The sequence below is a fragment of the Hylemonella sp. P2_B10 genome, assembly GCF_056404875.1.
Window position 1 is genome coordinate 227,648 of the sequence record NZ_JBFUDE010000003.1, and the last position, 25,541, is coordinate 253,188.

Here is a 25,541-nt window from a genome sequence, read left to right on the forward strand (position 1 = left end):
GCGTGGGGGCTTAGTACACGACAGTGACGATCGTGGGGGCCATATCCTTAGTTGAGGATTTCCACGCCACCCATCAGCACGTAGCCGTCAATGACCAGGCGTTTGGCCGGCACCGCCGGCGGCACCGTCTTGTCGTCGATGCCGCCCATGATGGGCATGCCCTGCACCACCACCGCCCAGTCATTGGGCACCTTGATGGTGATGCCGCCCCAGAAGGCGAACACGTGGATGGCCGCCTGGTCCGCGCTCATGGTGGCACGGCGCAGGTCGAGGTCGGCGCCGCCCATCACCGCGGTCATTTCGGCGCCGGCGAAGTCCTGGCCGTCCATTTTGGTGATATTGCCGCTCATCAGCGCCATCACATCCAGCGCGCGGCCGTCCAGCGTCGGCATATCAGGCGTCGGGCCGCCCAGCGGCCGTTGCAGCCGGTCCTTGAAGATCACCAGCAGGCCGGCGAAGATCAGGATCGCGGGCCACAGGTTGCGCCACTCCAGGTGCAGCAGGCCAAACCCCTGCAGCGTCAGCAGCACGCCGGCCAGCAGCATGGCGCCGCCCACCAGGTAGCCGGAGGCAGTGCGGGTCTGGTAGATTTTCAGGGCGCCGAAGGCCACGAACACGGTGGGCCAGAAGTGCACGGCCAGGCGGACATCGAACAGCTGCAGGTTGTCCAGCAGCGCCAGCACGCCGACGATCAGGAAGATGCTGCCCAGCAGCACCCGGCGTTGTATGCGTTCGCGGCTCATGACGGGGTCCTTTCGCTGCCCTGGGCGGACGTGTTGGTGGCGGCGGTGTTGTCGATGGCGGCGCGCCGGCCGGACCAGGCCAGGCCTTCCAGGATGCGCGTCAGGCCGAAGCCTATCAGCACCAGCGGCCAGGTGGTGCGGAACGACCAACCCCACAGGTGCTCCAGGCAGGCGTAGACCCAGAAGGCGACCAACACAGTCATCAGGCCGCGCACCAGGTCGTCGGGCCGGGTGGCGCCGACCATGCGGCTCAGGCCGGCAATGGCGATCAGCGCCGGCCAAAAGTGCCACAGCAGCTGGTTGTCCATGATGTTCATGCGGTCCATCAGCAACAGGCTGCCCAGCGCGATCAGCACCAGGCCGCCGAACCAGCGCCTGCGCTGGTGGGCTGCGTCGCGGGCCTTGTCAGTGTCAGTCCACATGGAGGGGGTCCTTTCCATCGTGACGGGGGCGATTGAGTTCATGGGCTGGACGATACGCAAGGCCGGCCGGCCTGTCGCGCGTTTTTCGGCGAATGGCGGCGGTGCCTCGGTGGCTGACGCGGCGGTATGCCGATGGTTTGTACGCTTATGGCCGCCCCGGGGCTTGGGTTATAAATCCAACAGACAGCACACAACAGCTACCGGAGCCCCGCCATGAACCTGATGAACCTTTCCGTCGCCAAGAAGCTGTGGGGCGCCATTCTGCTGCTGCTGCTGGCCATGCTGGTGGTGTCCGGCCTGGCGTTGCAACGGGCGCTGAGCGTGGAGCGCCAGGCCATGGCCGAGGTGGTCCAGGCGCACGAACTGGTCGAAAAATCCATCCAGTGGCGCGGCATGACGGAGGCCACCATTGCGCGCAGCATCGCCTCGTCGCTGAGCACCGACCCGGGGGTGGAGGCGTTCTTCAAGGACAACCTGGCCAACGACACACCCAAGATCCAGGCGCTGCGCGCCCAGATCGAGAAGGATTCGCCGGCGCAGGAAGACAAGGATCGCCTCAAGGCCCTGGTGGTCAAGTTTGGCGGGCCGCTGCTGGCGGTGAGCGCCAACATCAAGAAGATTGCCGAAGCCGACAAGGCTGCGGTGCCGGCCGAGGTGCGCAAGAGCTACGTGCCGGCCGCCAATGCCTACATTGGCGCCATCAGCGAGTTCGTGCAGGTGCAGCTGGACAAGGCCGAAGCCGCGCGCAAGGCGGCCGACGCAGCCACCAGCAGCGTGGTGACGTACGCCGCGGTGGGCGCCATCGTCATCATTGTGCTGGGCATGGTGGTGGCCATGTTCCTGGTGCGCTCAATACGCGAGCCGCTGCAGGAGTCCATTGGGGTGGCCAAGGCGATCAGCAACGGGGACCTGACGCGTCGCGTCAAAGCCGGTCGCCGTGACGAATTCGGTGACCTGATGAGCGCTTTGAGCCAGATGACCGACTCCTTGGGCACGGTGGTCTCCAAAGTGCGCACCGGCTCCGAATCCGTGGCCACCGCCAGTGCCGAAATCGCCCAAGGCAACCACGACCTGAGCGCCCGCACCGAAAGCCAGGCCAGCGCGCTGGAGCAAACCGCCGCGTCCATGGAGGAATTGAGTTCCACCGTCAAACAGAATGCCGATTCCGCCCGCCAGGCCAACCAGCTGGCCATGAGCGCCTCCAGCGTCGCCGTGCAAGGCGGCGAGGTGGTGGGCCAGGTGGTGGAGACCATGAAGGGCATCAACGAGGCCAGCCGCAAGATCTCCGACATCATCAGCGTCATCGACGGCATCGCCTTCCAGACCAACATTCTGGCGCTGAACGCGGCCGTGGAAGCTGCCCGGGCCGGTGAACAGGGCCGGGGTTTTGCCGTGGTGGCCAGCGAGGTGCGCAGCCTGGCCGGCAGGAGCGCCGAGGCTGCCAAGGAAATCAAGAGCCTGATCAGCACCAGCGTGCAGCGGGTCGAGCAAGGCAGCAGCCTGGTGGATCAGGCCGGCACCACCATGGGCGAGGTGGTGGCCTCCATCCGGCGGGTGACCGACATCATGGGCGAGATCAGTGCGGCCAGCAGCGAGCAGTCACAGGGCGTGGCGCAGGTCGGCGAAGCGGTGCAGCAGATGGACCAGGCCACGCAGCAGAACGCTGCGCTGGTGGAGGAAATGGCGGCTGCGGCCAGCAGCCTGAAGGGGCAGGCGCAGGAGCTGGTGCAGGTGGTCTCGGTGTTCCGCCTCAGCGGCGATGGCTTCACCCATACCGTGTCAGCGCCCGCGCCGGTGCGCTCGACGCAGCCCAAGGCCGTTCCCTTTGCGGGTGTCGACCGCCGCAATGTCGGCGTGGCCAAGGGCGCGGCTGCCCGGGGCAAGTCGCCGGTGGCGTCACCCAGGCCAGCGCCCAGCGCTGCCGCACCGGCTCAGGCCAGCGCGCCAGTCGCCGCCCCAGCCGCGGCAGGGGGCGACGGCGACTGGACGACGTTTTAGGGGCATAGCCCCCACGCTCGTCACTTTGTGTACTCGCTGGACAGGCCGATGGCCAGAGGCCATGGCTCTTCAGCGCGTCCAAACCCGCACTGGCGGGTTTGGAGCCGCGGGCTTCAGCCCCAAGGGGGCAGCAAATTCCCTTGGGGCGGCCCGGCGGGAATTTACTGGCAAGCAGCCAGGCTCAGCCAACTGGCCTGGGCGCCCAGGTCCAACAGGCCCTGGGCGTTGAGCCAGTACAGGTGGTTGTTGCTGCTGGAAAAGCCCAGGTAGCTGTTGCTGGCGGCGTAGTAGCGGAAGTAATACGGCGCCACGCTCAATGAACTGCTGGCCGGCGAGAACAGCGTGGGGTAGGTCTTTTCGGCCCAGTTGAACAGGCAGTCCTGCGGGCTCACCACCGGGCCGGTGGCCACCGCCACGCGCTTGGCCGTGCTCCAGTCGGCATAGAAGCCGTACATGCCGGCACGCACCTGCAACAGCACGGAGCCTGCCTGCGTGGGCGTGAAGCTGAAAGCCGTGCCATTGGTGCTGGCGGGGGTGCCGGCGGTACCGACCGTCTCCACCCCGGCCACATGGACGTTGTCGATGTACCAGCCTATGCCGTTGCTGGCCTGCGGATAGAACGAGCCGTTGCCGATCTGGTAGCGAAAGCGCAGCAAAAAGGTCTTGTCGGCATATGCCGCCAGCGACACCTGTTTGGTGGAAAAGCTGGACTCGCCAAAGCTGCTGGTGCTGCCGCTCTGCTGGCCGGCCTGGGAGAACAGCGCGGTCCACGAGGCGCCCTCGTCCAGCGAAATCTCCACCTTGGCCACCTGCGCCGGAGACGACAGGCCCAGCCGGCTGCTGAAGCTCAGCACGGCGCTGGGGGTGCCCACCAACGGCATCTTCAGCTGCAGCACCTGGTCGGCAAACTGGGTGTGGGCCAGGTGGAAGCTGTTGGCGCCGCTGGCCGCCGCGTCGCTGGTGATCACCGCGTAGCCGGCGCTGGTACTGGTTGTGAAATTGCTGCCGCCGCTCTCCGCCCCATCGTCCAGTGCATAGGCGCTGGTGCTCAGCGCGCGCCATTGGTAACCGGTGGCACCACCCTGGGCGTTGAAGCTGTAGGCACTGGCCTGGCCGGTGCTGGCGCTGGCCGGGCCGCTGACGGCAAGCGCCGGGCTGCTGCCGGCCTGGTCGGGGTCGAACACGGTGACGCTGTAGCTGAAGCTGCGGCTCTGGCCATTGACCACCACATTGCCCACCGTCACCTGGTACGCCGTATCGGCTGCCGGCTTGGCCCAGCTCATGCCGTCGGTGTAGCTGCCGGGCAGCCAGACCAGCGTGTTCTCGCCATAGCCATTGGTCACCGGCTCCAGCCGGGTGGCGATGGCTGCGCCGTTTTCCGTCATGCTGACGGTGGCCTTGGAAAAGTCTGCGCCCGGGTACGACAGCGACCAGCGCGGGTACACCACCGTGTAAGGTGCATAGCCCTTGGCCGGCCAGGCCACGAAGTCGTCGCGTACCGCAGGGCGGGCGTTGAAGTAATTGCTGTCCTGCACCCACAGCGCGTTGGCATTGTTGAAGCTGCCGGCGTCGGCCACATCGCCGGTGCCCATCAGCTTGGTCTGTGGGTACAGCACCCAGCGGCGGTGGCCCACCACGTTGTTGCTGGCACCAGGGTCTTGCATGTAGCCGCTCGTCACCGCATCCGAACCGGCGTTGCCCAGTGCGATGTTGGATTTGCCGGCGGCCTCGGCCCCGTTGGCGTTGTAGCAGGCCCAGGTGTTGGGCGGGAAGTGGTTGAGCTGGTTGTTGGCGCTCATCAGCAGGGCGGCTTGCTGCGCCTTGGCGCTGAAGCTGGCATCGAACTGCACGGCCGCCGGCACCCCCGCCATGGCGCGAAACCAGTTGATGCGGCGCAGCGTGGCGGCCTTGTAATCGGCCGAGGTGTCACCGGCGTTGCAATTGGCGATGCTGCCGCTCCAGCCGCTGGCGATGCCGTTGGAGGAGGCGAACACCGTGCGGTAGAACAGCCTGGCCGTGTCGCGGTCCTGCGGCGTGACGCTGTAGCCGCCGTCCACCGTCTGTGCCAGGCGGCGCGCCAACAAGGGACCGCCGGGCTCCAGGCCGGCCAGTGTTTGCGGCGCGCGCGGGCCAGGGGCGTTGAAGGCGCCCGGCTGCGGCGCATTGGCCATCGGTACCGGGCTGGAGCCGCCACAACCGGCCAGCACCAGCATGGCCAGAGGCCAGGCCAGAAGGGAGCGACGCGTGGCCGGGAACTGTGGCAGAGGCATCGGCTCAGTATAGGGACCCCGGTTGCCGCTGCAAAGCCCTGATGGCCGCGGCCGGGCACAATGTGTTTCAGAGTGTTTGTCATGCGGCGGATTGGCCGCTGGAGTTCCAATGCGCTTTGCCGTGAAGTTTTTGTGGCGTGGTTTATGGTGTGTGGTGTTGGCCGCGGGGCTGATGGCCTGTTCCGGATTGTCCGGTGGCCCCGGCGGGCCGCGTACGCTGGTGGTGCCGGTGGAGCGCTTGCAGCGCGCCGTGGGCGAGCATTTTCCCTACAAGCAAGGCATCACCGGCTGGCTGGACCTGAAGGTGGAGGCGCCGCGCCTGACGCTGCTGCCGGAACGCAACCGCATCAGCGCCGATATTGACGCCAACCTGTCGGGCCGCTGGGTAGACCGCAGCTACCACGCCAGCCTGGGGCTGGAGTTTGGCCTGCGCTTCGAGCCCAGCGACAACAGCATCCGCATCACCCAGCTGCAGCTGACGCAGGTGCAACTGGCCGATGTGCCCGAGCATTTCAGGGCCGCCGTGCGCCAGCAGGCACCGCAAGCCGCCCAAGGCGCGCTGACCACCGACATGAAGTTGTACCAGTTCAGCGACGAGGACATCCGCAAGGCGCGCGAGGCCGGTTACCGGCCGGCCGAGGTGCGCGTCACGTCGGGCGGCATCAGCATCACGCTGGTACCGATATGACCCCCACGGTCGCTCACTGCGTGTAGCTCCCTGGACAGGCCGATGGCCAGAGGCCATGGCTCTTCAGCCCGTCCAAGCCTGCGCAGGCAGGCTCGTAGCCGCGGGCTTCAGCCCCGAGGGGGTCGCAAGTCCCCTTGGGGCGGCCCGGCGGGGACTTCAGCCGCGCGCGAGGCTGACGCCGCCATCAACGACCAGCGTGGCGCCCACCACATAGTCCCCAGCGCGCGAAGCCAGGTATATCGCCGCTGCTGCCATGTCCTCGTCGGTGCCAATGCGCCCTGACGGGATGCGTGCCGACACTTCCTCGGCATGGTCGCGGGCGTCCTTGTTCATGCTGGAGGCGAAGGCACCGGGCGCAATGGCGCTGACAACGATGTTGTCCTGGATCAGCCGCAGCGACATGCGCTTGGTCAGGTGGATCAGGCCGGCCTTGCTGGCGGCGTACGAATAGGTCTCTTGCGGGTTCACCGAGATGCCGTCGATGGAGGCGATGTTGATCACCTTGGCGCAGCGTGTCTTGGCGGCGCGGCGCATCGGCTCACTCAATTCCTTGGTGAGGAAGAACGGCGCCTTCAGGTTCAGGTCCACCACCTTGTCCCAGCCGCTTTCAGGAAACTCTTCGTACGGCGCGCCCCACGCGGCACCGGCGTTGTTGACCAGGATGTCCAGCTGGTTTTCGTGCTTGCCATAGGCATTGGCAAGCGCCTTGGCGCCCTCCAGCGTGGACACGTCGGCGGGCAAGGACACGCAGTGGCCCAGTGCCGACAGCTCCTTGGCGGTCTGGTCGCAAGCGTCGGCCTTGCGTGCCGAGATGTAGACGCGCGCGCCTTGGGCCAGGAAGCCCTGGGCGATCATGCGGCCTATGCCGCGCGAGCCGCCGGTGATCAGCGCGGTGCGGCCCTTCAGTGAAAACAGTTCGGTGGTGTCCATGGGGTTGGCTCCTTCAATCATGGCCGGGTTGCAAAGTCGGCCGCCAGTTTGCCCTGGCGCGCGCCGATTCTGCGTCTCCTGTGAGACTGGCGCATGCTTGACGGGCTTGCACGCTGCTTGGTTCGATGGCTGCCGACGCCGCAGGTGCGCGTGGCTACGCGGATGTCCCCCGGCCCTTCGGGCCTCCTCCTTGATTGCGCTCCGCCACGCGCCCCAGCGACATCGGGGCCGTTGGCGGGCGGGGCGCTGGCATGCCTGACACTGGAACGCCTGCCACGCTCGCAGGATCAGGTCGTCATGGCACTCTGCGCAGCGGCATCAAGGAGGAGGCCCGCAGGGCCGGGGGACAGCCGCGGAGCGGAGTGCCGTGGCGGCCTGATCACGCAAACCAACGTTGCGTTTTCGGCCGCATGCACCTCACTGCGGCTTGGAAGCCGGCGGCGTGACCCGCATCACCCGCAGGTTGGCTTCCTGCACCTTGTAGTCCGCCGGCACCTTGAACAGGGCGGCGTCGGGCTCACCGCGTTTCAGGTTGGCCAGGCGGTAGACCACCTCGCCGCTGCGCGGGTCGGCGTCGCGGGTGGACAGCGTCAGCATCAGGTCCGGCGAGGTCCATTTTTCACGCGTGATGACGATGGGCTTCTCGTTGCCCACCTTGCCGGCTTCAATGGTCCAGGTGGTGCGTTCGCCGCTGGCCTTCACGCCATCGATGTCGCGCTGCCCCAGCGGCGTGGTTGCGCCCGGGCCGCGTGGCGTCATGAAATTCCAGTTGCCGGTGCTGATGTGGATGTTGGCCGGCAGTGCCGGCATCGGCGGCATGTTGGCCGGCAGCGGCATGCTGGCGTCGTTAGGCAGGCGCAAGCGCGTGACCAGTTCGCGCGTTCTTGCGCCTGAAGCCGGTGTGGAGGCGGCGCCCTCGGGCGTGGGCGCCATGCGGTAAATCCGCACCTCGCGCTGCGTGCGGCCGTTGGCCCCGCGCGACTCGGTCTGCGTCTCGGTGATCACCACCGGCTCGGGCGGCGCTGCCGGTGCGGCTGGGGCCGCTGGCGCGGCCGGCACCGGGGGAACAGGGGGCACCGCCGGCACGGCGGCCACGGGAGGCAGCGGCGGCAGGGTGCCCTTGTCGCCGAATTGTGAGCGCATGCGTTCGCTGAACTGCCGTCCCCAGTCGCGCATCTGCTGCGCGTAGTCGCGCCACTCCTTGCTGTCGGTGGCGTCGTGCGTGAAGCTGGCGATGTCGAACACGCGGCGCGGCGTGGCGGTTTTCTCCTGCGGGTCCAGTGTCCACTGGCGCTTGGCCACCGGGTCGTTGATGTAGATGCGCTTTTTGCCGTTGACCTCGGTTTCCTGCCGGGTGCGGCCCTCGCTGTCGCGGCACAGGCGGGTGGTGGTTTTGTGCACGATGCGGTTGCCGTCGGCCAGCGTCTGGATGCTTTCGTTGATGGCATCGGCGCAGTAGGGCGCGCCGTTGACGCGGCGCTCCTGCATCAGCTCGGTGGCCGCCATGGGCAGCGTATCGCTGGCGAAGTCAACGTTGAAGTTGGCGGACGGCGCCAGGGCGATCAGCTCACTGCGTGCGGCCGGTGCGGACGCGCGCTCGGGGGCATCGTCCAGCGAGACCAGTGCCCAGCCGGGCGCGCAGGCCAACGCGGCCGCCAGGGCCAGGCTGTTCAAGAGGGGGTGGCGCATGATGAAACTCCAGTGCAAAGATGAAGGTGTGTGACAGGGTTGGGAAGCGTGGATTCAGGGCAGGCGCACCGCCAGCACGTCGCCGCGGGCGTTGACCAGCAATTCGGCCTGCACCGTGTCGCTGGCGCGCGAAGGATCGAAGGGCGCGCCCAGCGAGGCCAGGTTGGCGTGCGACAACTCGGTGTGCACCAGCCAGGCGGCGCCGGTGCGCGCCATGCTGCTGGTGGGCACCAGTGGCACGAAGCCGGGGCCGGCCCAGGCGTCGTCCTGGCTGGGTGCGCCGGGCATGCCGGGCTGCATCAGCACGATCAGGCCCACCGTCATGGCCAGCAGGCAGGCGGTGGCCCAGCGTGGGCCGTCGCCGCCGGCATCAGGCCCGCCCACGCCCAGTGGTGACAGCCGGGCCAGCCACAGCCAGCCGCGCTGGCGCAGCGAGGGCTTGGCGCTGGCGGCAGGTGCCTGCAGCACCTGCGTATGGCGCAATTGCTCGAAAGCGTCCAGCAACTGGGGCAGCACATGCGGTGGCGGCACCAGCCGGCGCAGGCCGTCACGCGCTTCGCGCAGTTGCTGCGCCAGCGGGATGGCTGGCTCGCTGCGGCCGGCGTCGTCGCTGCTGAAGGGGAAAAGCTCATGCCTGAACATGGTCGCTCCTTTGGTCGGAAGGGGTGGGGCAGCCAGGCCCCGGGGTGCCGGCGGGCTGCGCCAGCAGTTGCGCCAATTGCTTGCGGGCGCGAAACAGGCGGGTGCGCAGCGTGTTCAATGGCGCGCCGCTGATCTGAGCCGCCTGCGCGTAGTCGTACTCCTGCAGGTCCACCAGGATCAAGGCTTCGCGAAACGGCAGCGGCAGCTGGCGCACCGCCGCCAGCAGCGCCTCGGTGTTTTGCCGCGCCACCAGCAGCTCCAGCGGCCCGTCGGCCGGATCGGCGATGCCCGGCGGCAGCGCGTCGGCGGCATTGTCCAGCGGCTCGGGCACCTTGGGCTCGCGCAACTGCGCCAGCAGCAGGTGGCGGGCAATGCCGCACAGGTAGCCACCCAGCGAGCCGCGTTCGCCGGCGTAGCCCTTGGACTGCTGAATGAACTGCATGAAAGCCTCCTGCATGGCGTCGGCCGCCCACGCCGGGTTGCCGCACAGGGCCAGGCCGTAGCGGTACACGGCCGCACTGTCGCGCGCATACAGCCGCGCCAGCGCCTGGCGGTCGCCCTTGGCAATGCGCTGGGCCAGCTGGGCATCGGTCTCGGCGACGGGTTCGGCGGTGACGGTCTCGGGTGCGGTCATCGGTGGGGCGGGTACTGTCTCTATTGGGCCATGGGTGGCAAAAAGTTCCCACCGTGTTGCCGCCAGGGGCTCTGGCGCCCCTGGCGGGCTTGTTCCTACAATCGGCGGGCACCTCCGTTTCCCCTCCTGAGCCCCACGATGAACGCTGTCACCCCCGACAAACTGACCAACCCCTTGTTGCAGGACTGGGATACCCCCTATGGTCTGCCGCCCTTCGACCGCGTGCAGCCCGCGCATTTCGTGCCGGCTTTTGACGTCGCGTTGCCGGCGCACCTGGCCGAGATCGACGCCATCGCCGATAACCCGCAGCCGCCCAGCTTTGACAACACGCTGGCGGCGCTGGATGCCAGCGGCCGCCTCTACAACCGGGTGGCATTGCTGTTCCACAACCTGACGGCCAGCGAAACCTCGCCCGCCTTGCAGGCGGTGCAGCGTGAGATGGCGCCGCGCATTGCCGAGCACGACAGCCGCATCTACATGCACGCCGGCCTGTTCGCGCGGGTGGATGCGCTGTACCAGCGGCGCGAGGCCTTGGGGCTGGACAGCCAGCAGTTGCGCCTGCTGGAGCGCGTGCACCTGGATTTCGTGCGTGCAGGTGCCAAGCTGGCGCCCGCCGAGCGTGCGCGCTTTGTCCAGTTGGCGACCGATCTGGCCGGCTTGCACACGCAGTTTTCGCAGAATGTGCTGGCGGTGGAATCCAGTTACCTGTTGGCGCTGAAAGGCGAGGCCGACCTGGCCGGCCTGCCTGAATCCGCTCGCGCCGCCGCCCGCACCGCGGCGCAGCAGCGCGGCCTGCCCGAGGGCAGCCATGCGGTGACGCTGTCGCTGTCCTCGTTCGAGACCTTCATGAGCTTTTCCAGCCGGCGCGACCTGCGCGAGACGCTGTGGCAGGCCCGCTGCGGCCGTTGCGCCCAGGGCGGCGAGCATGACAACCGCGCGCTGGTGGCGCAGATTGTGGCGCTGCGCCAGCAGCAGGCCGCGCTGCTGGGCTACGCCAGCTATGCCGACTATGCGCTGGTGGACCGCATGGCCGGCCATACCGCTGCCGTGATGGAATTGCTGCAGCAAGCCTGGGAGCCCGCGAAGGCCAAGGCCACCGAGGATCGGCAATTGCTGGTGGCCATGGCGCGCCAGCTGGGCGAGCCCGAGGCCATAGCCGCCTGGGACTGGCGCTACCTGGCCGAGAAAGTGCGCCAGCAGCGCTATGCGCTGGACGACGCCGAGGTCAAACCCTATTTCACGCTGGACAACATGATTGGCGCCATGTTTGACTGCGCGCAGCGCCTGTTCGGTGTCTCGTTCATCGAGCAAAAGGGCATTCCCCTGCACCACGCCGACGCGCGCCTGTGGGAGGTGCGCGGGCCGGACCAGCAACTGCTGGGCCTGTTCATCGGCGACAACTTTGCCCGCCCGACCAAGCGCGGCGGCGCCTGGATGAGCGTGTTCCGCAGCCAGTCCGGCCACGACGGCGGCACGCTGCCCATCGTCATCAACAACAACAACTTCGCCAAGGCCGACACCACGCTGCTCAGCGCCGACGACGTGCGCACGCTGTTCCATGAATTCGGCCACGGCCTGCATGGCCTGCTGTCGCAGGTGCACTATGAGCGCCTGGCCGGCACCCAGGTGCTGCGGGATTTCGTCGAACTGCCTTCGCAACTGTTCGAGAACTGGGCGGTGGAGCCGCAGGTGCTCAAGCGCCATGCGCGCCACTACCAGAGCGGTGCGCCCATTTCCGATGCGTTGCTGGACAAGCTGAAGGCGGCGCGCGAGTTCAACCAGGCCTGGGCCACGGTGATGTATACCGGCCCGGCCTTAATGGACATGGCCTTGCATGCGCTGCCCAACGGCACGCCGGTGGACATGGCCGCCTTTGAGGCCCGGCAGTGCGAGCTGCTGGGTGTGCCGCACGACATCGGCCAGCGCCACCACCTGGCGCATTTCCAGCACCTGTTTGCCAGTGCCGGCTATGCGGCTGGCTACTATGTGTACATGTGGGCCGAGGTGCTGGAGGCCGACGGCTATGACGCCTTCATCGAGGCTGGCGACCCCTTCGATGCTGCCACCGCGCAGCGCTTGCTGGCGAACATCTACAGCGCCGGCAACCGCGAGGACCCGGCGGCCGCTTTCCGCGCCTTCCGCGGTCGCGATCCGCAGGTGCGGCCTATGCTGGCCAAGCGTGGTTTACTGGTCTGAAACGCTGGTTGAAATCCGCCGTTGCGCACCCGTTCTGGTTGCTGCGTCGCAGCACTGCCTGACTTGTTGCGCAGCAGCATTACAACTGCTTACAGTTCTAACGGTTCAGTTGCGTATCCTGTCATCAAGCCATGCAGGCGGCGGCCTACCATGGTCTTGAAATGTGTGAAAGCGAAGCCGGCTTTGTCGGCACGCGTTCAAGGAGGATCATCGTGGCTTCCACCGGGTATCGCATCGAAAGCAACAACACCATGACCAGTCGCCTGTTGCCCGATTCGGGTTTTCAGGATCTGTACCAAGACATGTCGCTGGCCGTTGCACTGGCGGCCAAGAGCGTGTCACCGTATGGCCAGGAGGTGCGGGTCATCCATGTGCCCAGCGGCGAGGTGGTGTTTCGCGCTGGTTCCGGGGACACCCAGCCTGCGGATCTGGACGACCTGTAGTCCGGCGGCACCCTCTTTTGTTCTTTCTTCTCAACTGAAGATATCGAACAAGCCCGCTGCCACCTCGGCGGCGGCAACCGCCACGGCTGCTGTGCCGACCGCGCCCGCAGCCGTTGCGGCCGTGCTGCCGGTTGCGGCGCCTTCCTTGGTTTGATCTGAGCTTTGTTGGGAGGCGCCGGCAACCATCATCTGGTTCAACTCACCGCCGTCAAACCAGACGCCGTGACAGGCGGTGCACACGTCCAGCGTGACGCCGCGTTGGGTGATGTAGCGCATGGCGGCACCGTCCACGGCGCAACGCGCGCTGGAGGTCTGGCCTTGCTGGTCCAGCAATTGCCGAAAGTCGCGCGCTGCCTGCGCCGGGTCTGACAGGTGTTTGAAGAAGCCGGGCAGTTGCGCACCGGGCAGCCAGCGGCCATCGCATTCGGCGCAGTGATACATGCGGACGTCGAACACATCCTGCCGCGCCAGTGCGCCATGCTGGCGCGGGCAGCTGAGCGCCGAGTCCTGGCTGGCAGATTTGAAGAAACTGAACAGGCCCATGCGCGTCCTCCGGCAAGCACGCCATCGCCCGGGGCAGGGCGATGCCGGTTGCGGCAGCAGTATGGCGGCCTGTCAGACCGGGGTCAAGGCGGGCCTGTCAGTCGCGGCGCTGGCCGTCGCGACGGTGGTCGTCACGGTCATGGCCGCGGCCGTTACCGTGACCACGATCGTCCTTGTCCCAGCCGCGGTGGCGGCCGCGGTCATGCGCGCGCTCACGCTGCCACTGCTCGCGCACCCAGCGGTCATGCACAAAATACACCGGCTGGCCGCAGGCTGAATAGCGGCCGCAGTACCGGGCCCAGTGCAGGCGGTGCGTTTCGGGCACGTACAGGTAAATGGGCTGGCGCACCACCGCCATCGGTTGCTGGGTGATGATGACCGGCTGCGGTGCCATCAGCAGGGGCTGCGGGTAGTTGCCGATGTTGATGCGGCCGTACACGCCGGGCTGGTTGATGCCAATGGAAACGCCGACGTTGGTCTGCGCGGACGCCGTGCCCAGCGCGCAGGCGGCCAGGGCGAGCAGTGTGAGAAGTTTTTTCATGGTCAACGCCTTCTTGCTTGGAGTGTGGGTGTTCCTGTAACGCCTTGCGCCGGGCTGGTGCCGACGCCGGATACCTTGTGTTGCAAATCAGCGCGGCGCGCCGAACACCTGCACCCAGTAAATGCCCTGGTCACCCTCGCGCGCCAGCGCATAGGCCAGGCCCATGTCGGTGTAGACCGGGTCCATGAGGTTGTCGCAATGGCGCGGGCTTTGCAACCAGCCGGCCACCACTTCCTGCGCGCTGCCCTGGCCGGCGGCAATGTTTTCCCCCACTTTGCGCCAGGCATAGCCGGCCCGGGTGGCGCGCTGGCTGACCTGGCTGCCGTCGGGCGCTTCATGGGCGAAGTAGTTGTTGCGCGCCATGTCGCGTGCGTGCTGCTGCGCGGCCACGGTCAGCAGCGCTTGCGCCTTCACCGGCGGCGCGGGCCGCCACAGCCGGTTGCCGCAGCGGCGGCTGGCAGCGCGGGCCTGGTTCACCAGTGCCAGCACCTGCTGGGCCACCTGGGCGGCATCCTCAACCGCCGGTGCGGTGAAAGGCAGCGCCACCACCAGCCACAGGTCGCGCCCGCTCTGGTGCAGGCCGACTTCCTTGAACCCCGGCTTCAACAATTCGGCACAGGCACCAGCGGGAAACTGGGCTTGCAGCGGCTGGGCCAGATCCATACCCCGCACATGCAGAGTCAGCGCCTGCCGGGCGCGGTAGCCCGCCTGCCGCAGGGCTTCTGGCAGAGGGTTGCCGTCTGCCAGTTGCCTGGCGGCACGGGACGCGCGTGGGCTTTCTTCCAGCTCCGGGCTCGCGCCCGGCAGGCCGTCGCAGCCTTGGGAGCGCAATTTGTTCAGCGCTGCGATGATTTTGCTGCGCTGCGACATCTCTTGCGGCTGGGCCTGGGCTTGCACGGCCTGCACAAGCAGTGCGCCAGCCAAAGCCAGCGCCAGAACAAAGACCGCAGAGCGCTTGATGGGCTGCATGGGCCGGATTGTGGCCGGGAATTCCCCTGGTCTGAATATTGCCATGTAAAAAGCAGCCTTGACATTAATTGTCTAGGCAATTAATATCACGGCATGAATACAAACCCACCCCCTTCCAGCGAAGACGACGAGGCTTCGGAGCCGTGCCGGATGCTGCGGGCACTGGACTTCTACGATCCCCAAAACCTGCTGTCTGGCGAAAGCGTGGGCTACATGATGCGCCGCAGCGTCACTCTGGTGGGCCAGGCGGTGGCGCGCGAGTTGGAACCCAAGGGCCTGACCAATGCCCAGTGGATGCCGTTGCTGAAGCTGTTCAAGACCGGCGGCATGCCGGTGGCTGAACTGGCCCGTGAATGCGACCTGGACGCCGGCGCCATGACCCGCCTGCTGGACCGCATGGAGGCCAAGGACTTGTGCCGCCGCGTGCGCTCGGTGGACGACCGCCGCGTGGTCAACCTGGAGCTGACCCCGCATGGCCGTGACATGGCCGCCGAGATCCCGGTGGTGCTGTCGCGCGTGCAAAACGAGATGCTGGCCGGCTTTTCGATGGAAGAGTGGGAACAGTTGAAAGATTTTTTGCGCCGCATTCTGGTCAATGCCAAGACCCTGCAGGCCCAAGGAGAAAACCATGAGCAATGACAACAACAACACCGGCGCGGGCCTGCGCCTGACAGCCCTGCTGGCCGCACTGGCCCTGGCGGGCTGCGCGGCCATGACCGACGTCAAGCAGCAGTCGCACCTGCGCGATGTACCCGCTGTCGGCCAAGTGCCAGCGGGCGCTGCCCAGGCCCCGGTGGCGGCACAGTGGTGGCGCGAGTTTGGCGATGAGCAACTGAGCCAGCTGATCGCCCGCGCCACCGCCAACAACCCCAGCCTGCAATTGGTGCAGGCGCGCCTGCGCCGCGCGCAGGCCGGTGCCGATTCTGCGGACGCCGAGGGCAAGCCGCAACTGGGCGCCTCGCTGGACCTGACGAAGCAGCAGTTCAACAGCAATGGCATCTACCCGCCGCCGCTGGCCGGCACCACGCGCGAGCTCGGCACGCTGCAGTTGAACGGCAGCTGGGAGCTGGACTTCTTCGGCAGGCACAGCTCGGCGCTGAAGGCGGCGTTGGGCACTGCGCAGGCGGTGCAGGCCGATGCGCAGGCGGCGCAACTGCTGCTGTCGGCCAACGTGGCGCGCAGCTATTTCCAACTGCTGCGCTACAACGAGCAACTGAAGATCGCGCGCCGCGTGCTGGCCCAGCGCGAGGACCTGCTGAAGCTGGTGCAGCAACGCAAGAATGCCGGCCTGGACACGCAGCTGGAACTGCGCCAAAGCGAATCCGGCCTGCCGGACGCCAAGCTGCAGATCGAAACCCTGAATGAGCAATTGGCACTGACGCGCAATGCGCTGGCCGCCCTGGTGGCGGACAAGGCCGTGGTGGACGCGTTGGTGCTGCCGGCGCTGGACGGCATCAAGGTCTCTGCCAACCCGGCCTACGTGGCCGCCGATACGCTGGGCCAGCGCCCCGATGTGTGGGCCGCACGCAAGCGGGTGGAAGCCGCCACGAGTGACGTGGACGTGGCCAAGACGCAGTTCTACCCCAACGTCAACCTGGTGGCCTTTGCCGGCCTCAACGCCATCGGCCTGAGCCGCCTGTTCGAGTCTGGCAGCCAGCAGTGGGGTGTGGGGCCGGCGGTGCGCCTGCCCATCTTCGAGGGTGGCCGCCTGCGCGCCAACCTGCGCGGCAAGGCGGCTGACCTGGACGCCGCCATCGAAAGCTACAACGTCGCCGTGGTGGAAGCCGTGCACGAGGCTGCCGACCAGCTCAGCTCCGGCCAGGCCATCGCCGCCCAGCAGACGCAAGCGCGCCAGGCGCAGACGCTGGCCGAAGGCAGCTACGACATCGCCGCCCAGCGCTTCCACGCCGGCCTGAGCACCGCCATCAGCGTGCTGAATGCGGAGACCGCCGTGCTGGCCCAGCGCCGCGTGGGCGTGGACCTGACGGCGCGCGCGCTGGACAACCGCGTGGCGCTGATACGCGCCATGGGCGGCGGCTACGCGCCGGCCAGCCATGCCGTGGCCCAGGCCAAGCCGGCCTCCTGAACATCTCGACAACTCGCAACAGATTCCAAGACACAAGGCACACACCATGAGCACCAACAACAACGCCGCTCCCACCGCGCCGGCTGGCAATGGCAAACGCAAACAAATCCTGACCCTGCTGGGCGTGGTGGTGGCGATCGCCGCCGCCGGCTGGGGCGCCTACGAATGGCTGGTGGCCAGCCACTATGAATCCACCGACAACGCCTATGTGGCGGGCAACGTGATCCAGATCACGCCGCAAATCGGTGGCACGGTGATGGCCATCATGGCCGACGACACCGATTTCGTGAAGGCTGGCCAGCCGCTGGTCAAGCTCGATCCGGCCGACGCCAAGGTGGCGCTGGACCAGGCCGAAGCCAACCTGGGCCAGGTGGTGCGCCAGGTGCGCACGCTGTATGCCAACAACGGCAGCTTCGCCGCCCAGGTTGCCGTGCGCGAGACCGACGTGGTCAAGGCGCAAACCGACGTGGCCCGCGCCACCGACGACCTGAACCGCCGCCAGTCCTTGACCGGCAACGGCGCCGTTTCCACCGAAGAACTGCAGCACGCGCAAAGCGCGCTGACCGCCGCCAAGAGCCAGCTTTCCGCAGCCCAGGCCGGCGTGGTGGCCGCACGCGAGCAACTGGCCAGCAACCAGACGCTGACAGAAGGCACCAGCGTGGAGCAGCACCCCAATGTGCAGGCCGCCGCCGCCAAGGTGCGTGAAGCCTACCTGGCCTACAGCCGCGCGGCGCTGCTGGCGCCGGTGGACGGTTACGTGGCCAAGCGCACCGTGCAACTGGGCCAGCGCGTGGCTGCCGGCACGCCGATGATGGCCATCATCCCGCTGAACCAGCTGTGGGTGGACGCCAACTTCAAGGAAGTGCAGTTGCGCAACATCCGCATCGGCCAGCCGGCCAAGCTGACCGCTGACGTGTATGGCAAGAAGGTGGAGTACAAGGGCACGATTGCCGGCCTGGGCGCGGGCACCGGTGCGGCGTTTGCGCTGCTGCCGGCGCAAAATGCCACCGGCAATTGGATCAAGGTGGTGCAGCGCGTGCCGGTGCGCGTGCTGCTGGACGCCCAGCAACTGGTGCAAAGCCCGTTGCGCGTGGGCCTGTCCATGGATGTGGAAGTGGACACCAGCAAGCGCGACGGCCTGTCGCTGGCCAGCGTACCCAGCAAGGCGCCGGCGCAGCAAACTACCACACTGGCCTCCAGCGACGACGCTGCCAACGCCGAGGTGCGCAAGGTGATTGCCGCCAACGAAGGCCGCGCACCCAAGGCTGCGCACTGAGCCTGCTGCCAGAACCGCACGCACACCACACCGCACAGGCTTCTCCCATGTCAACTTCCAATCCACCTGGTGTGTATGAGCCGCTGAGCGGTTCGGCGCGCATGTGGGGCACCATTGCCCTGTCGGCCGCCACCTTCATGAACGTGCTGGACTCGTCCATCGCCAACGTGTCGCTGCCGGTGATCGCCGGCGACCTCGGCGTCAGCCCCAACCAGGGCACCTGGGTCATCACCAGCTTTGGCGTTGCCAACGCCATTTCGCTGCCGCTGACAGGCTGGCTGTCGCAACGCTTCGGCCAGGTGCGCCTGTTCATGCTCAGCATCATGTTGTTTGTGTTGTCGTCCTTGCTGTGCGGCCTGGCCCCCAACATGACCACGCTGATCGTGTTCCGCGCCGTGCAGGGCTTTGTGGCCGGCCCCATGATCCCGCTGTCGCAGACGCTGCTGCTGTCCAGCTACCCGAAAGCGCTGGCCGGCCTGGCCATGGCGCTGTGGGCCATGACCACGCTGGTGGCGCCGGTGATGGGACCGTTGCTGGGCGGCTGGATCACCGACAACATCTCCTGGTCGTGGATCTTCTACATCAACATCCCGGTCGGCATGCTGGCGGCTTTCATCACCTGGGGCATCTACCGCCACCGCGAGAGCGTCACACGCCAACTGCCGATAGATGGCGTCGGCCTGGGCCTGCTGGTGCTGTGGGTGGGGGCGCTGCAGATCATGCTGGACAAGGGCAAGGAGCTGGACTGGTTCCACTCCGCCGAAGTCACGGCGTTGGGCGTGGTGGCGTTGTTGGGCTTTGTGTTCTTCCTCGCCTGGGAGCTGACCGAGGAGCACCCGATCGTCGACCTGACGCTGTTCAAGCGGCGCAACTTCTGGGCTGGCGCGCTGGCCCTGGCGGTGGGCTACGGCCTGTTCTTCGGCAACCTGGTGCTGCTGCCGCTGTGGCTGCAGCAGTTCATGGGCTACACCGCCATCGATGCCGGCATGCTGCTGGCGCCGGTGGGCTTGTTCGCCATCCTGCTGTCGCCGGTGGTGGGCAAGAACATCACCAAGGTGGACCCGCGCTGGCTGGCCAGCCTGTCCTTCCTGGTCTTTGCGCTGGTCTTGTGGATGCGCTCCAACTTCAACACCCAGGCCGATTTCGGCACGCTGATGCTGCCCACCATCGTGCAGGGCGTGTCGATGGCCTTCTTCTTCATCCCGCTGGTGACCATCACCTTGTCGGGCTTGACGCCAGACCGCTTGCCTGCCGCGTCCGGCTTGTCCAACTTCGCCCGCATCACCGCCGGTTCGTTCGGCACCTCGATCGCCACCACCATCTGGCAGGACCGCGCGGCCATGCACCATGCGCAACTGTCAGAGCTGGTCAACCAAGGCAGCACGGCCACGAACAGCGCGCTGACCGGCCTGGGTGCCGCAGGCATGAGCCCGGAGCAGGCGCTGGGCACCATCAACCGGCTGGTGGACCAGCAGGCCTTCATGCTGGCGGCCAATGACGTGTTTTACGTGTCCGCGGTGTTGTTCGTGCTGCTGATCCCCTTCGTATGGATCACACGGCCGCAGCGGGCCGGTGCCGGCAGTGCGGACGCGGCGGCGGGCGCGCATTGACGGCGCACCGCTTCGCAGTGGTCTGTCCCGCAAGGAACAGCCAACATCCGACAAAGTGTTAAGGACAGAGCACCGCTTTGCAGTGGTCTGTCCCGCAAGGTCTCAGTAAGACAACTGGAACCGCTGCCCCTTGTAGCGCAGCACGGCGGCGCGAGGCTGTATCTGCTCCAGCACCACGCCAGCAGCAACCTCATCCTTTTCATGCAGCACCTGGCCGTTGATGATCAGCAGCCGGTGCGCCGCGTTGTCGGAATACGCCGAGCCAGTGATGGCCAGCTTGGGCAACTCGGCGCGCAGGGTGGCTGGCAACTCATCCAGTGTCACTGCCCGGGTATCTGCGCGCGGCGGGGCTGCTGCTTCCACGCGCGCGGGTGCTGAGGCGGAAGCCGCCGCCGGCGAGGGGGCCGGCGCAGCGGCTGCCACCGGCGCTGTTGCTGCCTGCTGGGCGATGGCCGGTGTGGCGGGCTGCTGCATCACCACCGGCGTGGCGGCGGCCGGCGCCGCAGGCTGAAGGGCGGGGCTTGGGCTTGCTGGCGTGGCCGCAGGCCAGAAGTGCCAGGCCACGAAGCCTGCCAGCAGCAGTGCGCACGCGATGGCGATGGCCGGCCACGGCAGGCCCCGGCGGTAGGGCTGTGTGTCGGCAAACACCACCCGCGTGGTGCTGGCGGCGGCGCCGGGCAGCAGGTCACGGGTGCGCTGCGCATCGGCGCGGCGCAGCGCGTCAAGGATGTACGACATGGTCGGTGTTCTCCGTGCGCAGCAGGCGTGGTTCGGCCACACCGGCCGTGCGGTTCAGCTGCATCAGTGTCATGGGGCCAGGGCGGCCGTCGGGTTGCAGGCCCTGCGCCAGCTGGAAGGCCTGGATACGGCCGCGCAATGTGGCGTCCAGCGTCTGCGCCCCGGTGGGCGGGGGTTGGGCGTTGAAGCGCGCCAGTTGCTGGGCCAGCCAGTCCACCGCCGGGCCGGCCTCGCCCAAGCCTTTGCCGCCAAAACCCGGCGGCGCGCGCCAGAAGGTGGCGAATTCGCCACGCCACAAATTGGCCAACGTGGCCAGCGGCAGGCTATAGGGTTTGCCGTCCACCTGCAGCCGGGCGCTGTGGTCACCCAGGCCGGTCAGCAGTGCGTAAAACGGTTGCTTCTTGTCGTCGTACAAGGTCACGATGCCGGGCCGGGCCAGCTGGCGTATCAGCGCCAGGCTGGTGTTGCCCTTGAAGCAGGGCGTCTGCGCCCGTGCGGCGGCCTGGCAGGGCGGCTCAGCGCTGGGTGGCAGGCCCCACAGCGGCGCCAGTTCGCGCCAGGCCTGGTCTTCATCACGCAGAAGGGTCAGCGCCGCCAGGTTGCTGGCCGCGACGGGGGCTGGGCCTGGGCTTGCTGACGTTGCAGGCGCGCTTGCACCTGAATGGGTGGAAATTGCCGCCAATTGCTCGGATTTATCGTTTTTTGCGCTTCGTTGCTTCGAATTGTCGATGCCGCTCTGGGTTGCAGCGTTGCTCGCGGCCTCGGTCCGGGCAGGTTGCTGCCGCGTGCCCAGCCAGACCGCCGTCAGCACACCGACGAGCAGGGTGACACCCAGCCCCACCCAGGCCAGCGTGGCGATGGGTGACAGCCGCCGCCAACCGCTGCCGCCGGTCGCGGCGCGCGGCAGAAAAACCTCTTGCGCCGCCGCGTCCACCAATTTGCGGTCCACCACGCTCTGGCCCTGGGCATAGGCGCCCAGCAGCGCACGGTCGCACAGCAGGTTGATGCGCCGGGGCACGCCCCGGGTCAACTGGTGGATGCGCCGCGTGGCCGCGCGGCCAAACGGCAGCGGCCCGGTCATGCCGGCCACGGCCAACCGGTGCGCCATATAGTGCACGCTTTCAACCTCGGTCAGCGGCCCCAGGTGGAAGCGTGCCACGATGCGCTGCGCCAGTTGCTCCATCTCGGGCCGGGCCAGCAGCTCACGCAGTTCCGGCTGGCCGATCAGCACGATCTGCAGCAGTTTGCGCTGGCTGGTTTCCAGGTTGGTCAGCAGGCGCAGTTGCTCCAGCACGTCGACGGCCAGGTTTTGCGCCTCGTCGATCACCAGCAGGCTGTTGCGTCCCTGGGCATGCGAGGCCAGCAGGAATTCGTTCAGCGGGTCGATGTAGTCCTTCACCGTCGCCGGCCCTGACCCTTGCGGGGCCACCTTCAACCCAAACTCGTCGCAAATGGTTTGCAGCAGTTCCAGCACCGTCAGCTTGGGGTTGAAGATGTAGGCCACCTGGCAGTTCGCCGGCACCTGCTCCAGGAAATGCCGGCACACCGTGGTCTTGCCGGTGCCGATTTCGCCGCTGAGCAGCACAAAGCCGCCACCCGCCTCCAGCCCATACAGCAGGTGCGCCAGCGCCTCGCGGTGGCGCTCGCTGAGGAACAGGTAGCGCGGATCGGGGGCGATCGCGAACGGGTCCTGCTGCAGACCGAAGAATTGGGCGTACATGCCTAAAGGATACCTGGGTGGCGGCCGGCGCCAGCTTCACAGAGCGTGTAGACTCCTGTTTGAGAAAGTGAGTCGGCGCTTGCATTTGAATCGCCAGCCCCAAAATAGACTCCATGAACGCCACCCAAACCCCCATTGTCCGTATCGATACGACTGTGCTGCGCGTGTTGGCGGCCCTGTTGCAGCGGCTGGACGACAGCCGCGTGGATGTGGACGCCGCGCAATACGCCTCGGTGGTGGCGCGTCTGGTGAACGAAATGCAGGCCCTGGCCTCCAACAGCGAGTTGGCTGATATACTGGACGCCTATCCAGCCGCCGCTGAGCTGTACGAGAACATCAATTACCAGTATGCAGGCCTGTGCCGCTCTGTGTTGGACACCGCGCTGACTGCCGAAGGGCAGGCCAAGGCGGCGATCGCGCAGGCCATGGGCAAACCAGTGAAGGGATCCCTCGATGGCAAGATCTGAAGCAAAAACAGCGGTCCTGGCCGACGGGCTGCGCTACAAGTCCAAAGTGTCAGGCTCTCCCTTCCAGGCCGCGGCATCTTTTGGCGCGGCCACCATGTCGTGCTTCTTGTGCGGCAAACACCGCGCGCGCTCGCTGATGGGCACGCGCAAGGTGCTGGGCAAGTCCCAGGCGGTGTGCTCGCCCTCCTGCAAGGCGCTGGACGAGGCCGCCGCTGTCAAAAAATAAGCGGCTGCCAGCCTTCGTTACGCAAGCCGGAACACGCTGACCGAGCCCACCAGCTCCTGCGCCTGCCCCTTCAGGCTGCTGGCCGCAGCCGCCATCTCCTCCACCAGCGCAGCGTTCTGCTGCGTGGCCTGGTCCATCTGCTGCACCGCCTCGCCCACCTGCGCCACGCCCTGTGACTGCTCTGTGCTGGCCGCGCTGATCTCGCCCATGATGTCGGTCACCCGACGTATGCTGGCCACCACCTCGCTCATGGTGCTGCCGGCCTGATCCACCAGGCTGCTGCCTTGCTCGACCCGCTGCACGCTGGTGCTGATCAGGCTCTTGATTTCCTTGGCGGCTTCAGCGCTGCGCCCGGCCAGGGAGCGCACCTCGCTGGCCACCACGGCAAAACCCCGGCCCTGTTCACCGGCCCGGGCGGCTTCCACGGCCGCGTTCAGCGCCAGGATGTTGGTCTGGAAGGCGATGCCGTCGATGACGCTGATGATGTCGGAGATCTTGCGGCTGGCCTCGTTGATGCCCTTCATGGTTTCCACCACCTGGCCCACCACCTCGCCACCCTGCACCGCCACGCTGGAGGCGCTCATGGCCAGCTGGTTGGCCTGGCGGGCGGAGTCGGCGTTTTGCTTCACGGTGGAACTCAACTCTTCCATGGAGGCGGCGGTTTCTTCGAGTGCACTGGCCTGGCTTTCGGTGCGGGCGCTCAGGTCGTGGTTGCCCTGGGCGATTTCGGCGCTTGCGGTGGCCACGGATTCGGAGCCGGTGCGCACTTTGGAGACCACCTGTGACAAGCTGCCCTGCATCTCGCTGAGCGCACGCAGCAGTTCGGCGGTTTCGTCACTGCCTTCCACCCGCAAGGGGTGGCTCAGGTCGCCTTGCGCGATGCGCCTGGCGCTCTGGCTGGCCTGCTGCAGCGGCGTGGTGATGGAAGCTGACAGCGCAAAGGCCAGGTAGCTGCTGAGCAGCACGGCGGCAATGCCGCCGCCAATCAAGATCATCTGCCCGTCAGCCGAGTTCTTCTCGGCGGCGGCCAGCGCCGCGTCCATGGCGGCCTGCTGCTTTTGCTCCAGCTTCAGGATGGAATCGCTGTAGGCCTGGGCCAGCGGCTTGAGCTGTTTTTCCATCACCTCGGTCACGTCCTCGCCGGCCATCTTGTCCTTCAGCACCTTGGCGCGCGGCGTGCGGTAAGCCTCGCGCGCCTTGTCTATCTCGGCCACCATTGCCTTGTCCTCGTCCGTCTGCAGCAGTTCCAGCAGGCGCTTGCGCGAGGCGGTGGTGGTTTCCGAGGTCTTGTCCATGTCGGCCTGCCAGGCCGCCATGCGCGAAGTCATGGGGTCCAGGATGGCGGCGCGCGTGCGCACCCAGTTCAGGTCGATGGTCTGGCGCCATACCGACGCCAGCCGCAGCTTCTCGGCGTCCACCGTGCCCAACGCATGGGCGGTGCTGGAGAGCTGCTTGAGCCGCCATACCCCGACGGCGGCGCTGGTGGCCAGTATCAGCAGGACGATGCCAAAGGCCAGGGCCAGGCGTTTGCCTATGCGCAGATTGCGAATACCGGATGTCATCTGTGGGGCCCTCTTGCTGACGCTTCGTGGTCGTGATCGTGAACTGCCATGATAGACGCGCCGGTCGAGGCGCCGCCCCGGTGCCGGCAGGCGGTTGGGCGAGGGCTTTGCGGATCGGGTCTAATAGAGGGTTTTCCAACCATCTATCCGGAGCCCTTCATGGCCAAAGAACCCAGAACCGAAGCCGAACGCAAAGCCACCCCCCGCCCCACCCCCCTGCCAGGCCAGACGGTGCGCACCGTGCGCGGCCAAAAGCGCAGCCTGGAGCGCGGTGTTGCCACGCGCAGCAAGAAGAACCCCGGCAAGCGTCCCAGCAAGGGCGGTTGATCGCCCTTTCGGGCTTGGCCCGAATTCCAGTGGCCGGCCGTTGAATGCGGCTGGCTGCTGATGCCTTCAGCGCGCGGCAGCTTCATCGCCGCAAACCCCTCGCATCTGGCCCCGCCTTTCGGGCTTGCTGTGTGCGCAGGGCTACAGACTCCCCCAGCGAAGCGCTCACAGAATGGGCTTCCAGGCCGTCCGGTCGTGGGTGTTGCTTTTTCCGGAGTTGTTCATGAGCCAATACAAGATCGCCGTGGTGGTGGGCAGTCTGCGCAAGGATTCGCACAACCTGAAGCTGGCCTTGGCGCTGGCCAAGTTGGCGAGCGCCGACTTTTCGTTTGAGCACGTCACCATTGGCGACTTGCCACCGTACAACCAGGACGACGATGGCCACCAGGCCGAGCCGGTGCTGCGCCTGAAGGCCGCCGTGCAGGCCGCGCAGGGCGTGCTGTTCGTCACGCCCGAATACAACCGCTCCATCCCCGGGGTGTTGAAAAACGCGCTCGACAATGGCTCGCGTCCCTATGGCAAAAGCTGCTGGGCTGGCAAGCCGGCCGGTGTCATAGGCGCTTCGATCGGCGCCATCGGCACAGCGCTGGCGCAGCAGCATCTGCGCAATGTGCTGGCCTACCTGGACATGCCCACCCTGGGTCAGCCCGAGGCCTTCATCCAGGTCAAGGAAGGTTTTTTTGACGCCGATGGCGGGGTGAGCGAAGGCAGCCGCAAGTTCGTGCAAAGCTGGGTGGATGCCTACATGGCCTTCATCAAAAAGCACAGCGGCGGCTGAGGCTGCCCACCGCCCCAAAGCAAAAAGCCCGCATCTGCGGGCT

At 67.0% G+C, this 25,541-nt stretch carries 25 protein-coding genes; 12 read left to right on the forward strand and 13 right to left on the reverse strand.

Annotation, left to right across the window (positions count from 1 at the left end; genetic code table 11):
* Positions 1-47: 47 nt before the first annotated feature.
* Positions 48-743 carry a LiaF transmembrane domain-containing protein gene (locus tag AC1DX2_RS13555; RefSeq protein ID WP_477196887.1) on the reverse strand — a complete coding sequence of 232 codons (696 nt, stop codon included), beginning with the start codon at positions 741-743 and terminating at the stop codon, positions 48-50.
* Complete coding sequence (locus AC1DX2_RS13560) at positions 740-1,165, reverse strand: LiaI-LiaF-like domain-containing protein (protein WP_477196888.1); 426 nt, start codon at positions 1,163-1,165, stop codon at positions 740-742. The genes AC1DX2_RS13555 and AC1DX2_RS13560 overlap by 4 nt, the downstream gene beginning before the upstream one ends.
* A 213-nt stretch (positions 1,166-1,378) precedes the next feature.
* On the opposite strand from AC1DX2_RS13560, the gene AC1DX2_RS13565 reads away from it, so the two are divergent.
* The gene (locus AC1DX2_RS13565; protein WP_477196889.1) at positions 1,379-3,163 is read left to right on the forward strand and encodes a methyl-accepting chemotaxis protein; all 1,785 of its coding nucleotides are present in this window, start codon (positions 1,379-1,381) and stop codon (positions 3,161-3,163) included.
* Between the two features lie 161 nt (positions 3,164-3,324).
* On the opposite strand, the gene AC1DX2_RS13570 is transcribed toward AC1DX2_RS13565, so the two are convergent.
* The gene (locus AC1DX2_RS13570) at positions 3,325-5,433 is read right to left on the reverse strand and encodes a CAP domain-containing protein (protein WP_477196890.1); all 2,109 of its coding nucleotides are present in this window, start codon (positions 5,431-5,433) and stop codon (positions 3,325-3,327) included.
* A gap of 172 nt (positions 5,434-5,605) precedes the next feature.
* Here AC1DX2_RS13570 and AC1DX2_RS13575 point away from each other — a divergent pair, with 172 nt between their 5' ends.
* Positions 5,606-6,121 carry a hypothetical protein gene (locus AC1DX2_RS13575; protein WP_477196891.1) on the forward strand — a complete coding sequence of 172 codons (516 nt, stop codon included), beginning with the start codon at positions 5,606-5,608 and terminating at the stop codon, positions 6,119-6,121.
* Between the two features lie 156 nt (positions 6,122-6,277).
* On the opposite strand, the gene AC1DX2_RS13580 is transcribed toward AC1DX2_RS13575, so the two are convergent.
* The 4 genes from AC1DX2_RS13580 to AC1DX2_RS13595 form a co-directional block, all read right to left on the reverse strand.
* A complete protein-coding gene (locus AC1DX2_RS13580; protein WP_477196892.1) occupies positions 6,278-7,051 on the reverse strand; it encodes an SDR family oxidoreductase in 774 nt (257 codons plus the stop codon).
* A gap of 417 nt (positions 7,052-7,468) precedes the next feature.
* Positions 7,469-8,740 carry a hypothetical protein gene (locus tag AC1DX2_RS13585; protein WP_477196893.1) on the reverse strand — a complete coding sequence of 424 codons (1,272 nt, stop codon included), beginning with the start codon at positions 8,738-8,740 and terminating at the stop codon, positions 7,469-7,471.
* Positions 8,741-8,794: 54 nt separating this feature from the next.
* Positions 8,795-9,382, reverse strand: coding sequence for a hypothetical protein (locus AC1DX2_RS13590; RefSeq protein ID WP_477196894.1), 588 nt, complete (start codon positions 9,380-9,382; stop codon positions 8,795-8,797).
* Positions 9,369-10,016, reverse strand: coding sequence for an RNA polymerase sigma factor (locus tag AC1DX2_RS13595; protein ID WP_477196895.1), 648 nt, complete (start codon positions 10,014-10,016; stop codon positions 9,369-9,371). Before AC1DX2_RS13595 ends, AC1DX2_RS13590 begins: the two co-directional genes overlap by 14 nt.
* Before the next feature lie 138 nt (positions 10,017-10,154).
* On the opposite strand from AC1DX2_RS13595, the gene AC1DX2_RS13600 reads away from it, so the two are divergent.
* Entirely contained in the window at positions 10,155-12,212 is a 2,058-nt protein-coding gene (locus AC1DX2_RS13600) for a M3 family metallopeptidase (protein WP_477196896.1), read from the forward strand.
* Positions 12,213-12,424: 212 nt separating this feature from the next.
* Entirely contained in the window at positions 12,425-12,655 is a 231-nt protein-coding gene (locus AC1DX2_RS13605; RefSeq protein WP_477196897.1) for a hypothetical protein, read from the forward strand.
* Positions 12,656-12,685: 30 nt separating this feature from the next.
* On the opposite strand, the gene AC1DX2_RS13610 is transcribed toward AC1DX2_RS13605, so the two are convergent.
* The 3 genes from AC1DX2_RS13610 to AC1DX2_RS13620 all read right to left on the reverse strand — a co-directional run bounded on the left by AC1DX2_RS13610 (position 12,686) and on the right by AC1DX2_RS13620 (position 14,708).
* Positions 12,686-13,198 carry a TFIIB-type zinc ribbon-containing protein gene (locus AC1DX2_RS13610; protein ID WP_477196898.1) on the reverse strand — a complete coding sequence of 171 codons (513 nt, stop codon included), beginning with the start codon at positions 13,196-13,198 and terminating at the stop codon, positions 12,686-12,688.
* 97 nt (positions 13,199-13,295) lie between these two features.
* A complete protein-coding gene (locus tag AC1DX2_RS13615; RefSeq protein ID WP_477196899.1) occupies positions 13,296-13,739 on the reverse strand; it encodes a hypothetical protein in 444 nt (147 codons plus the stop codon).
* 87 nt (positions 13,740-13,826) lie between these two features.
* On the reverse strand, positions 13,827-14,708 hold the full coding sequence (locus AC1DX2_RS13620; protein ID WP_477196900.1) for a CAP domain-containing protein: 882 nt from the start codon (positions 14,706-14,708) through the stop codon (positions 13,827-13,829).
* Between the two features lie 93 nt (positions 14,709-14,801).
* Here AC1DX2_RS13620 and AC1DX2_RS13625 point away from each other — a divergent pair, with 93 nt between their 5' ends.
* Genes AC1DX2_RS13625 through AC1DX2_RS13640 form a run of 4 tightly spaced genes read left to right on the forward strand, consistent with a single transcriptional unit; the run spans position 14,802 to position 19,680 of the window.
* Positions 14,802-15,347 (forward strand): MarR family winged helix-turn-helix transcriptional regulator, encoded by a 546-nt coding sequence (locus AC1DX2_RS13625; RefSeq protein WP_477196901.1) that lies wholly within the window; start codon positions 14,802-14,804, stop codon positions 15,345-15,347.
* The gene (locus tag AC1DX2_RS13630; RefSeq protein WP_477196902.1) at positions 15,337-16,794 is read left to right on the forward strand and encodes an efflux transporter outer membrane subunit; all 1,458 of its coding nucleotides are present in this window, start codon (positions 15,337-15,339) and stop codon (positions 16,792-16,794) included. The genes AC1DX2_RS13625 and AC1DX2_RS13630 overlap by 11 nt, the downstream gene beginning before the upstream one ends.
* 46 nt (positions 16,795-16,840) lie before the next feature.
* Positions 16,841-18,070 (forward strand): EmrA/EmrK family multidrug efflux transporter periplasmic adaptor subunit, encoded by a 1,230-nt coding sequence (locus AC1DX2_RS13635; RefSeq protein WP_477196903.1) that lies wholly within the window; start codon positions 16,841-16,843, stop codon positions 18,068-18,070.
* Positions 18,071-18,117: 47 nt separating this feature from the next.
* The gene (locus AC1DX2_RS13640; RefSeq protein WP_477196904.1) at positions 18,118-19,680 is read left to right on the forward strand and encodes a DHA2 family efflux MFS transporter permease subunit; all 1,563 of its coding nucleotides are present in this window, start codon (positions 18,118-18,120) and stop codon (positions 19,678-19,680) included.
* Between the two features lie 102 nt (positions 19,681-19,782).
* Here AC1DX2_RS13640 and AC1DX2_RS13645 read toward each other — a convergent pair whose 3' ends face one another.
* Together AC1DX2_RS13645 and AC1DX2_RS13650 are read right to left on the reverse strand one after the other, a co-directional pair.
* The gene (locus AC1DX2_RS13645) at positions 19,783-20,418 is read right to left on the reverse strand and encodes a general secretion pathway protein GspB (protein WP_477196905.1); all 636 of its coding nucleotides are present in this window, start codon (positions 20,416-20,418) and stop codon (positions 19,783-19,785) included.
* Positions 20,402-22,138 (reverse strand): ExeA family protein, encoded by a 1,737-nt coding sequence (locus tag AC1DX2_RS13650; protein ID WP_477196906.1) that lies wholly within the window; start codon positions 22,136-22,138, stop codon positions 20,402-20,404. The genes AC1DX2_RS13645 and AC1DX2_RS13650 overlap by 17 nt, the downstream gene beginning before the upstream one ends.
* A gap of 113 nt (positions 22,139-22,251) precedes the next feature.
* On the opposite strand from AC1DX2_RS13650, the gene AC1DX2_RS13655 reads away from it, so the two are divergent.
* Both AC1DX2_RS13655 and AC1DX2_RS13660 read left to right on the forward strand, forming a co-directional pair.
* Entirely contained in the window at positions 22,252-22,605 is a 354-nt protein-coding gene (locus tag AC1DX2_RS13655) for a hypothetical protein (protein ID WP_477196907.1), read from the forward strand.
* Entirely contained in the window at positions 22,592-22,831 is a 240-nt protein-coding gene (locus AC1DX2_RS13660; protein ID WP_477196908.1) for a hypothetical protein, read from the forward strand. The genes AC1DX2_RS13655 and AC1DX2_RS13660 overlap by 14 nt, the downstream gene beginning before the upstream one ends.
* A gap of 17 nt (positions 22,832-22,848) precedes the next feature.
* Here AC1DX2_RS13660 and AC1DX2_RS13665 read toward each other — a convergent pair whose 3' ends face one another.
* Complete coding sequence (locus AC1DX2_RS13665; protein WP_477196909.1) at positions 22,849-24,393, reverse strand: methyl-accepting chemotaxis protein; 1,545 nt, start codon at positions 24,391-24,393, stop codon at positions 22,849-22,851.
* 159 nt (positions 24,394-24,552) lie between these two features.
* Between AC1DX2_RS13665 and AC1DX2_RS13670 the strand changes: the two genes are divergently transcribed.
* Both AC1DX2_RS13670 and AC1DX2_RS13675 read left to right on the forward strand, forming a co-directional pair.
* Positions 24,553-24,720: a hypothetical protein gene (locus tag AC1DX2_RS13670; protein ID WP_477196910.1), complete on the forward strand. Its 168-nt coding sequence runs from the start codon at positions 24,553-24,555 to the stop codon at positions 24,718-24,720.
* 223 nt (positions 24,721-24,943) lie between these two features.
* Complete coding sequence (locus AC1DX2_RS13675; RefSeq protein ID WP_477196911.1) at positions 24,944-25,498, forward strand: NADPH-dependent FMN reductase; 555 nt, start codon at positions 24,944-24,946, stop codon at positions 25,496-25,498.
* Positions 25,499-25,541 lie beyond the last annotated feature (43 nt).

Bases quoted from the DNA above. Each gene is read 5' to 3' on its own strand.
- AC1DX2_RS13615 (WP_477196899.1), bottom strand. From the start codon at position 13,739: ATGAAAAAACTTCTCACACTGCTCGCCCTGGCCGCCTGCGCGCTGGGC.
- AC1DX2_RS13640 (WP_477196904.1), top strand. From the start codon at position 18,118: ATGTCAACTTCCAATCCACCTGGTGTGTATGAGCCGCTGAGCGGTTCG.
- AC1DX2_RS13570 (WP_477196890.1), bottom strand. From the start codon at position 5,433: ATGCCTCTGCCACAGTTCCCGGCCACGCGTCGCTCCCTTCTGGCCTGG.
- AC1DX2_RS13580 (WP_477196892.1), bottom strand. From the start codon at position 7,051: ATGGACACCACCGAACTGTTTTCACTGAAGGGCCGCACCGCGCTGATC.
- AC1DX2_RS13565 (WP_477196889.1), top strand. From the start codon at position 1,379: ATGAACCTGATGAACCTTTCCGTCGCCAAGAAGCTGTGGGGCGCCATT.
- AC1DX2_RS13650 (WP_477196906.1), bottom strand. From the start codon at position 22,138: ATGTACGCCCAATTCTTCGGTCTGCAGCAGGACCCGTTCGCGATCGCC.
- AC1DX2_RS13620 (WP_477196900.1), bottom strand. From the start codon at position 14,708: ATGCAGCCCATCAAGCGCTCTGCGGTCTTTGTTCTGGCGCTGGCTTTG.
- AC1DX2_RS13635 (WP_477196903.1), top strand. From the start codon at position 16,841: ATGAGCACCAACAACAACGCCGCTCCCACCGCGCCGGCTGGCAATGGC.
- AC1DX2_RS13665 (WP_477196909.1), bottom strand. From the start codon at position 24,393: ATGACATCCGGTATTCGCAATCTGCGCATAGGCAAACGCCTGGCCCTG.
- AC1DX2_RS13610 (WP_477196898.1), bottom strand. From the start codon at position 13,198: ATGGGCCTGTTCAGTTTCTTCAAATCTGCCAGCCAGGACTCGGCGCTC.
- AC1DX2_RS13660 (WP_477196908.1), top strand. From the start codon at position 22,592: ATGGCAAGATCTGAAGCAAAAACAGCGGTCCTGGCCGACGGGCTGCGC.
- AC1DX2_RS13560 (WP_477196888.1), bottom strand. From the start codon at position 1,165: ATGTGGACTGACACTGACAAGGCCCGCGACGCAGCCCACCAGCGCAGG.
- AC1DX2_RS13595 (WP_477196895.1), bottom strand. From the start codon at position 10,016: ATGACCGCACCCGAGACCGTCACCGCCGAACCCGTCGCCGAGACCGAT.
- AC1DX2_RS13555 (WP_477196887.1), bottom strand. From the start codon at position 743: ATGAGCCGCGAACGCATACAACGCCGGGTGCTGCTGGGCAGCATCTTC.
- AC1DX2_RS13600 (WP_477196896.1), top strand. From the start codon at position 10,155: ATGAACGCTGTCACCCCCGACAAACTGACCAACCCCTTGTTGCAGGAC.
- AC1DX2_RS13585 (WP_477196893.1), bottom strand. From the start codon at position 8,740: ATGCGCCACCCCCTCTTGAACAGCCTGGCCCTGGCGGCCGCGTTGGCC.
- AC1DX2_RS13575 (WP_477196891.1), top strand. From the start codon at position 5,606: ATGGCCTGTTCCGGATTGTCCGGTGGCCCCGGCGGGCCGCGTACGCTG.
- AC1DX2_RS13645 (WP_477196905.1), bottom strand. From the start codon at position 20,418: ATGTCGTACATCCTTGACGCGCTGCGCCGCGCCGATGCGCAGCGCACC.
- AC1DX2_RS13630 (WP_477196902.1), top strand. From the start codon at position 15,337: ATGAGCAATGACAACAACAACACCGGCGCGGGCCTGCGCCTGACAGCC.
- AC1DX2_RS13655 (WP_477196907.1), top strand. From the start codon at position 22,252: ATGAACGCCACCCAAACCCCCATTGTCCGTATCGATACGACTGTGCTG.
- AC1DX2_RS13670 (WP_477196910.1), top strand. From the start codon at position 24,553: ATGGCCAAAGAACCCAGAACCGAAGCCGAACGCAAAGCCACCCCCCGC.
- AC1DX2_RS13590 (WP_477196894.1), bottom strand. From the start codon at position 9,382: ATGTTCAGGCATGAGCTTTTCCCCTTCAGCAGCGACGACGCCGGCCGC.
- AC1DX2_RS13675 (WP_477196911.1), top strand. From the start codon at position 24,944: ATGAGCCAATACAAGATCGCCGTGGTGGTGGGCAGTCTGCGCAAGGAT.
- AC1DX2_RS13625 (WP_477196901.1), top strand. From the start codon at position 14,802: ATGAATACAAACCCACCCCCTTCCAGCGAAGACGACGAGGCTTCGGAG.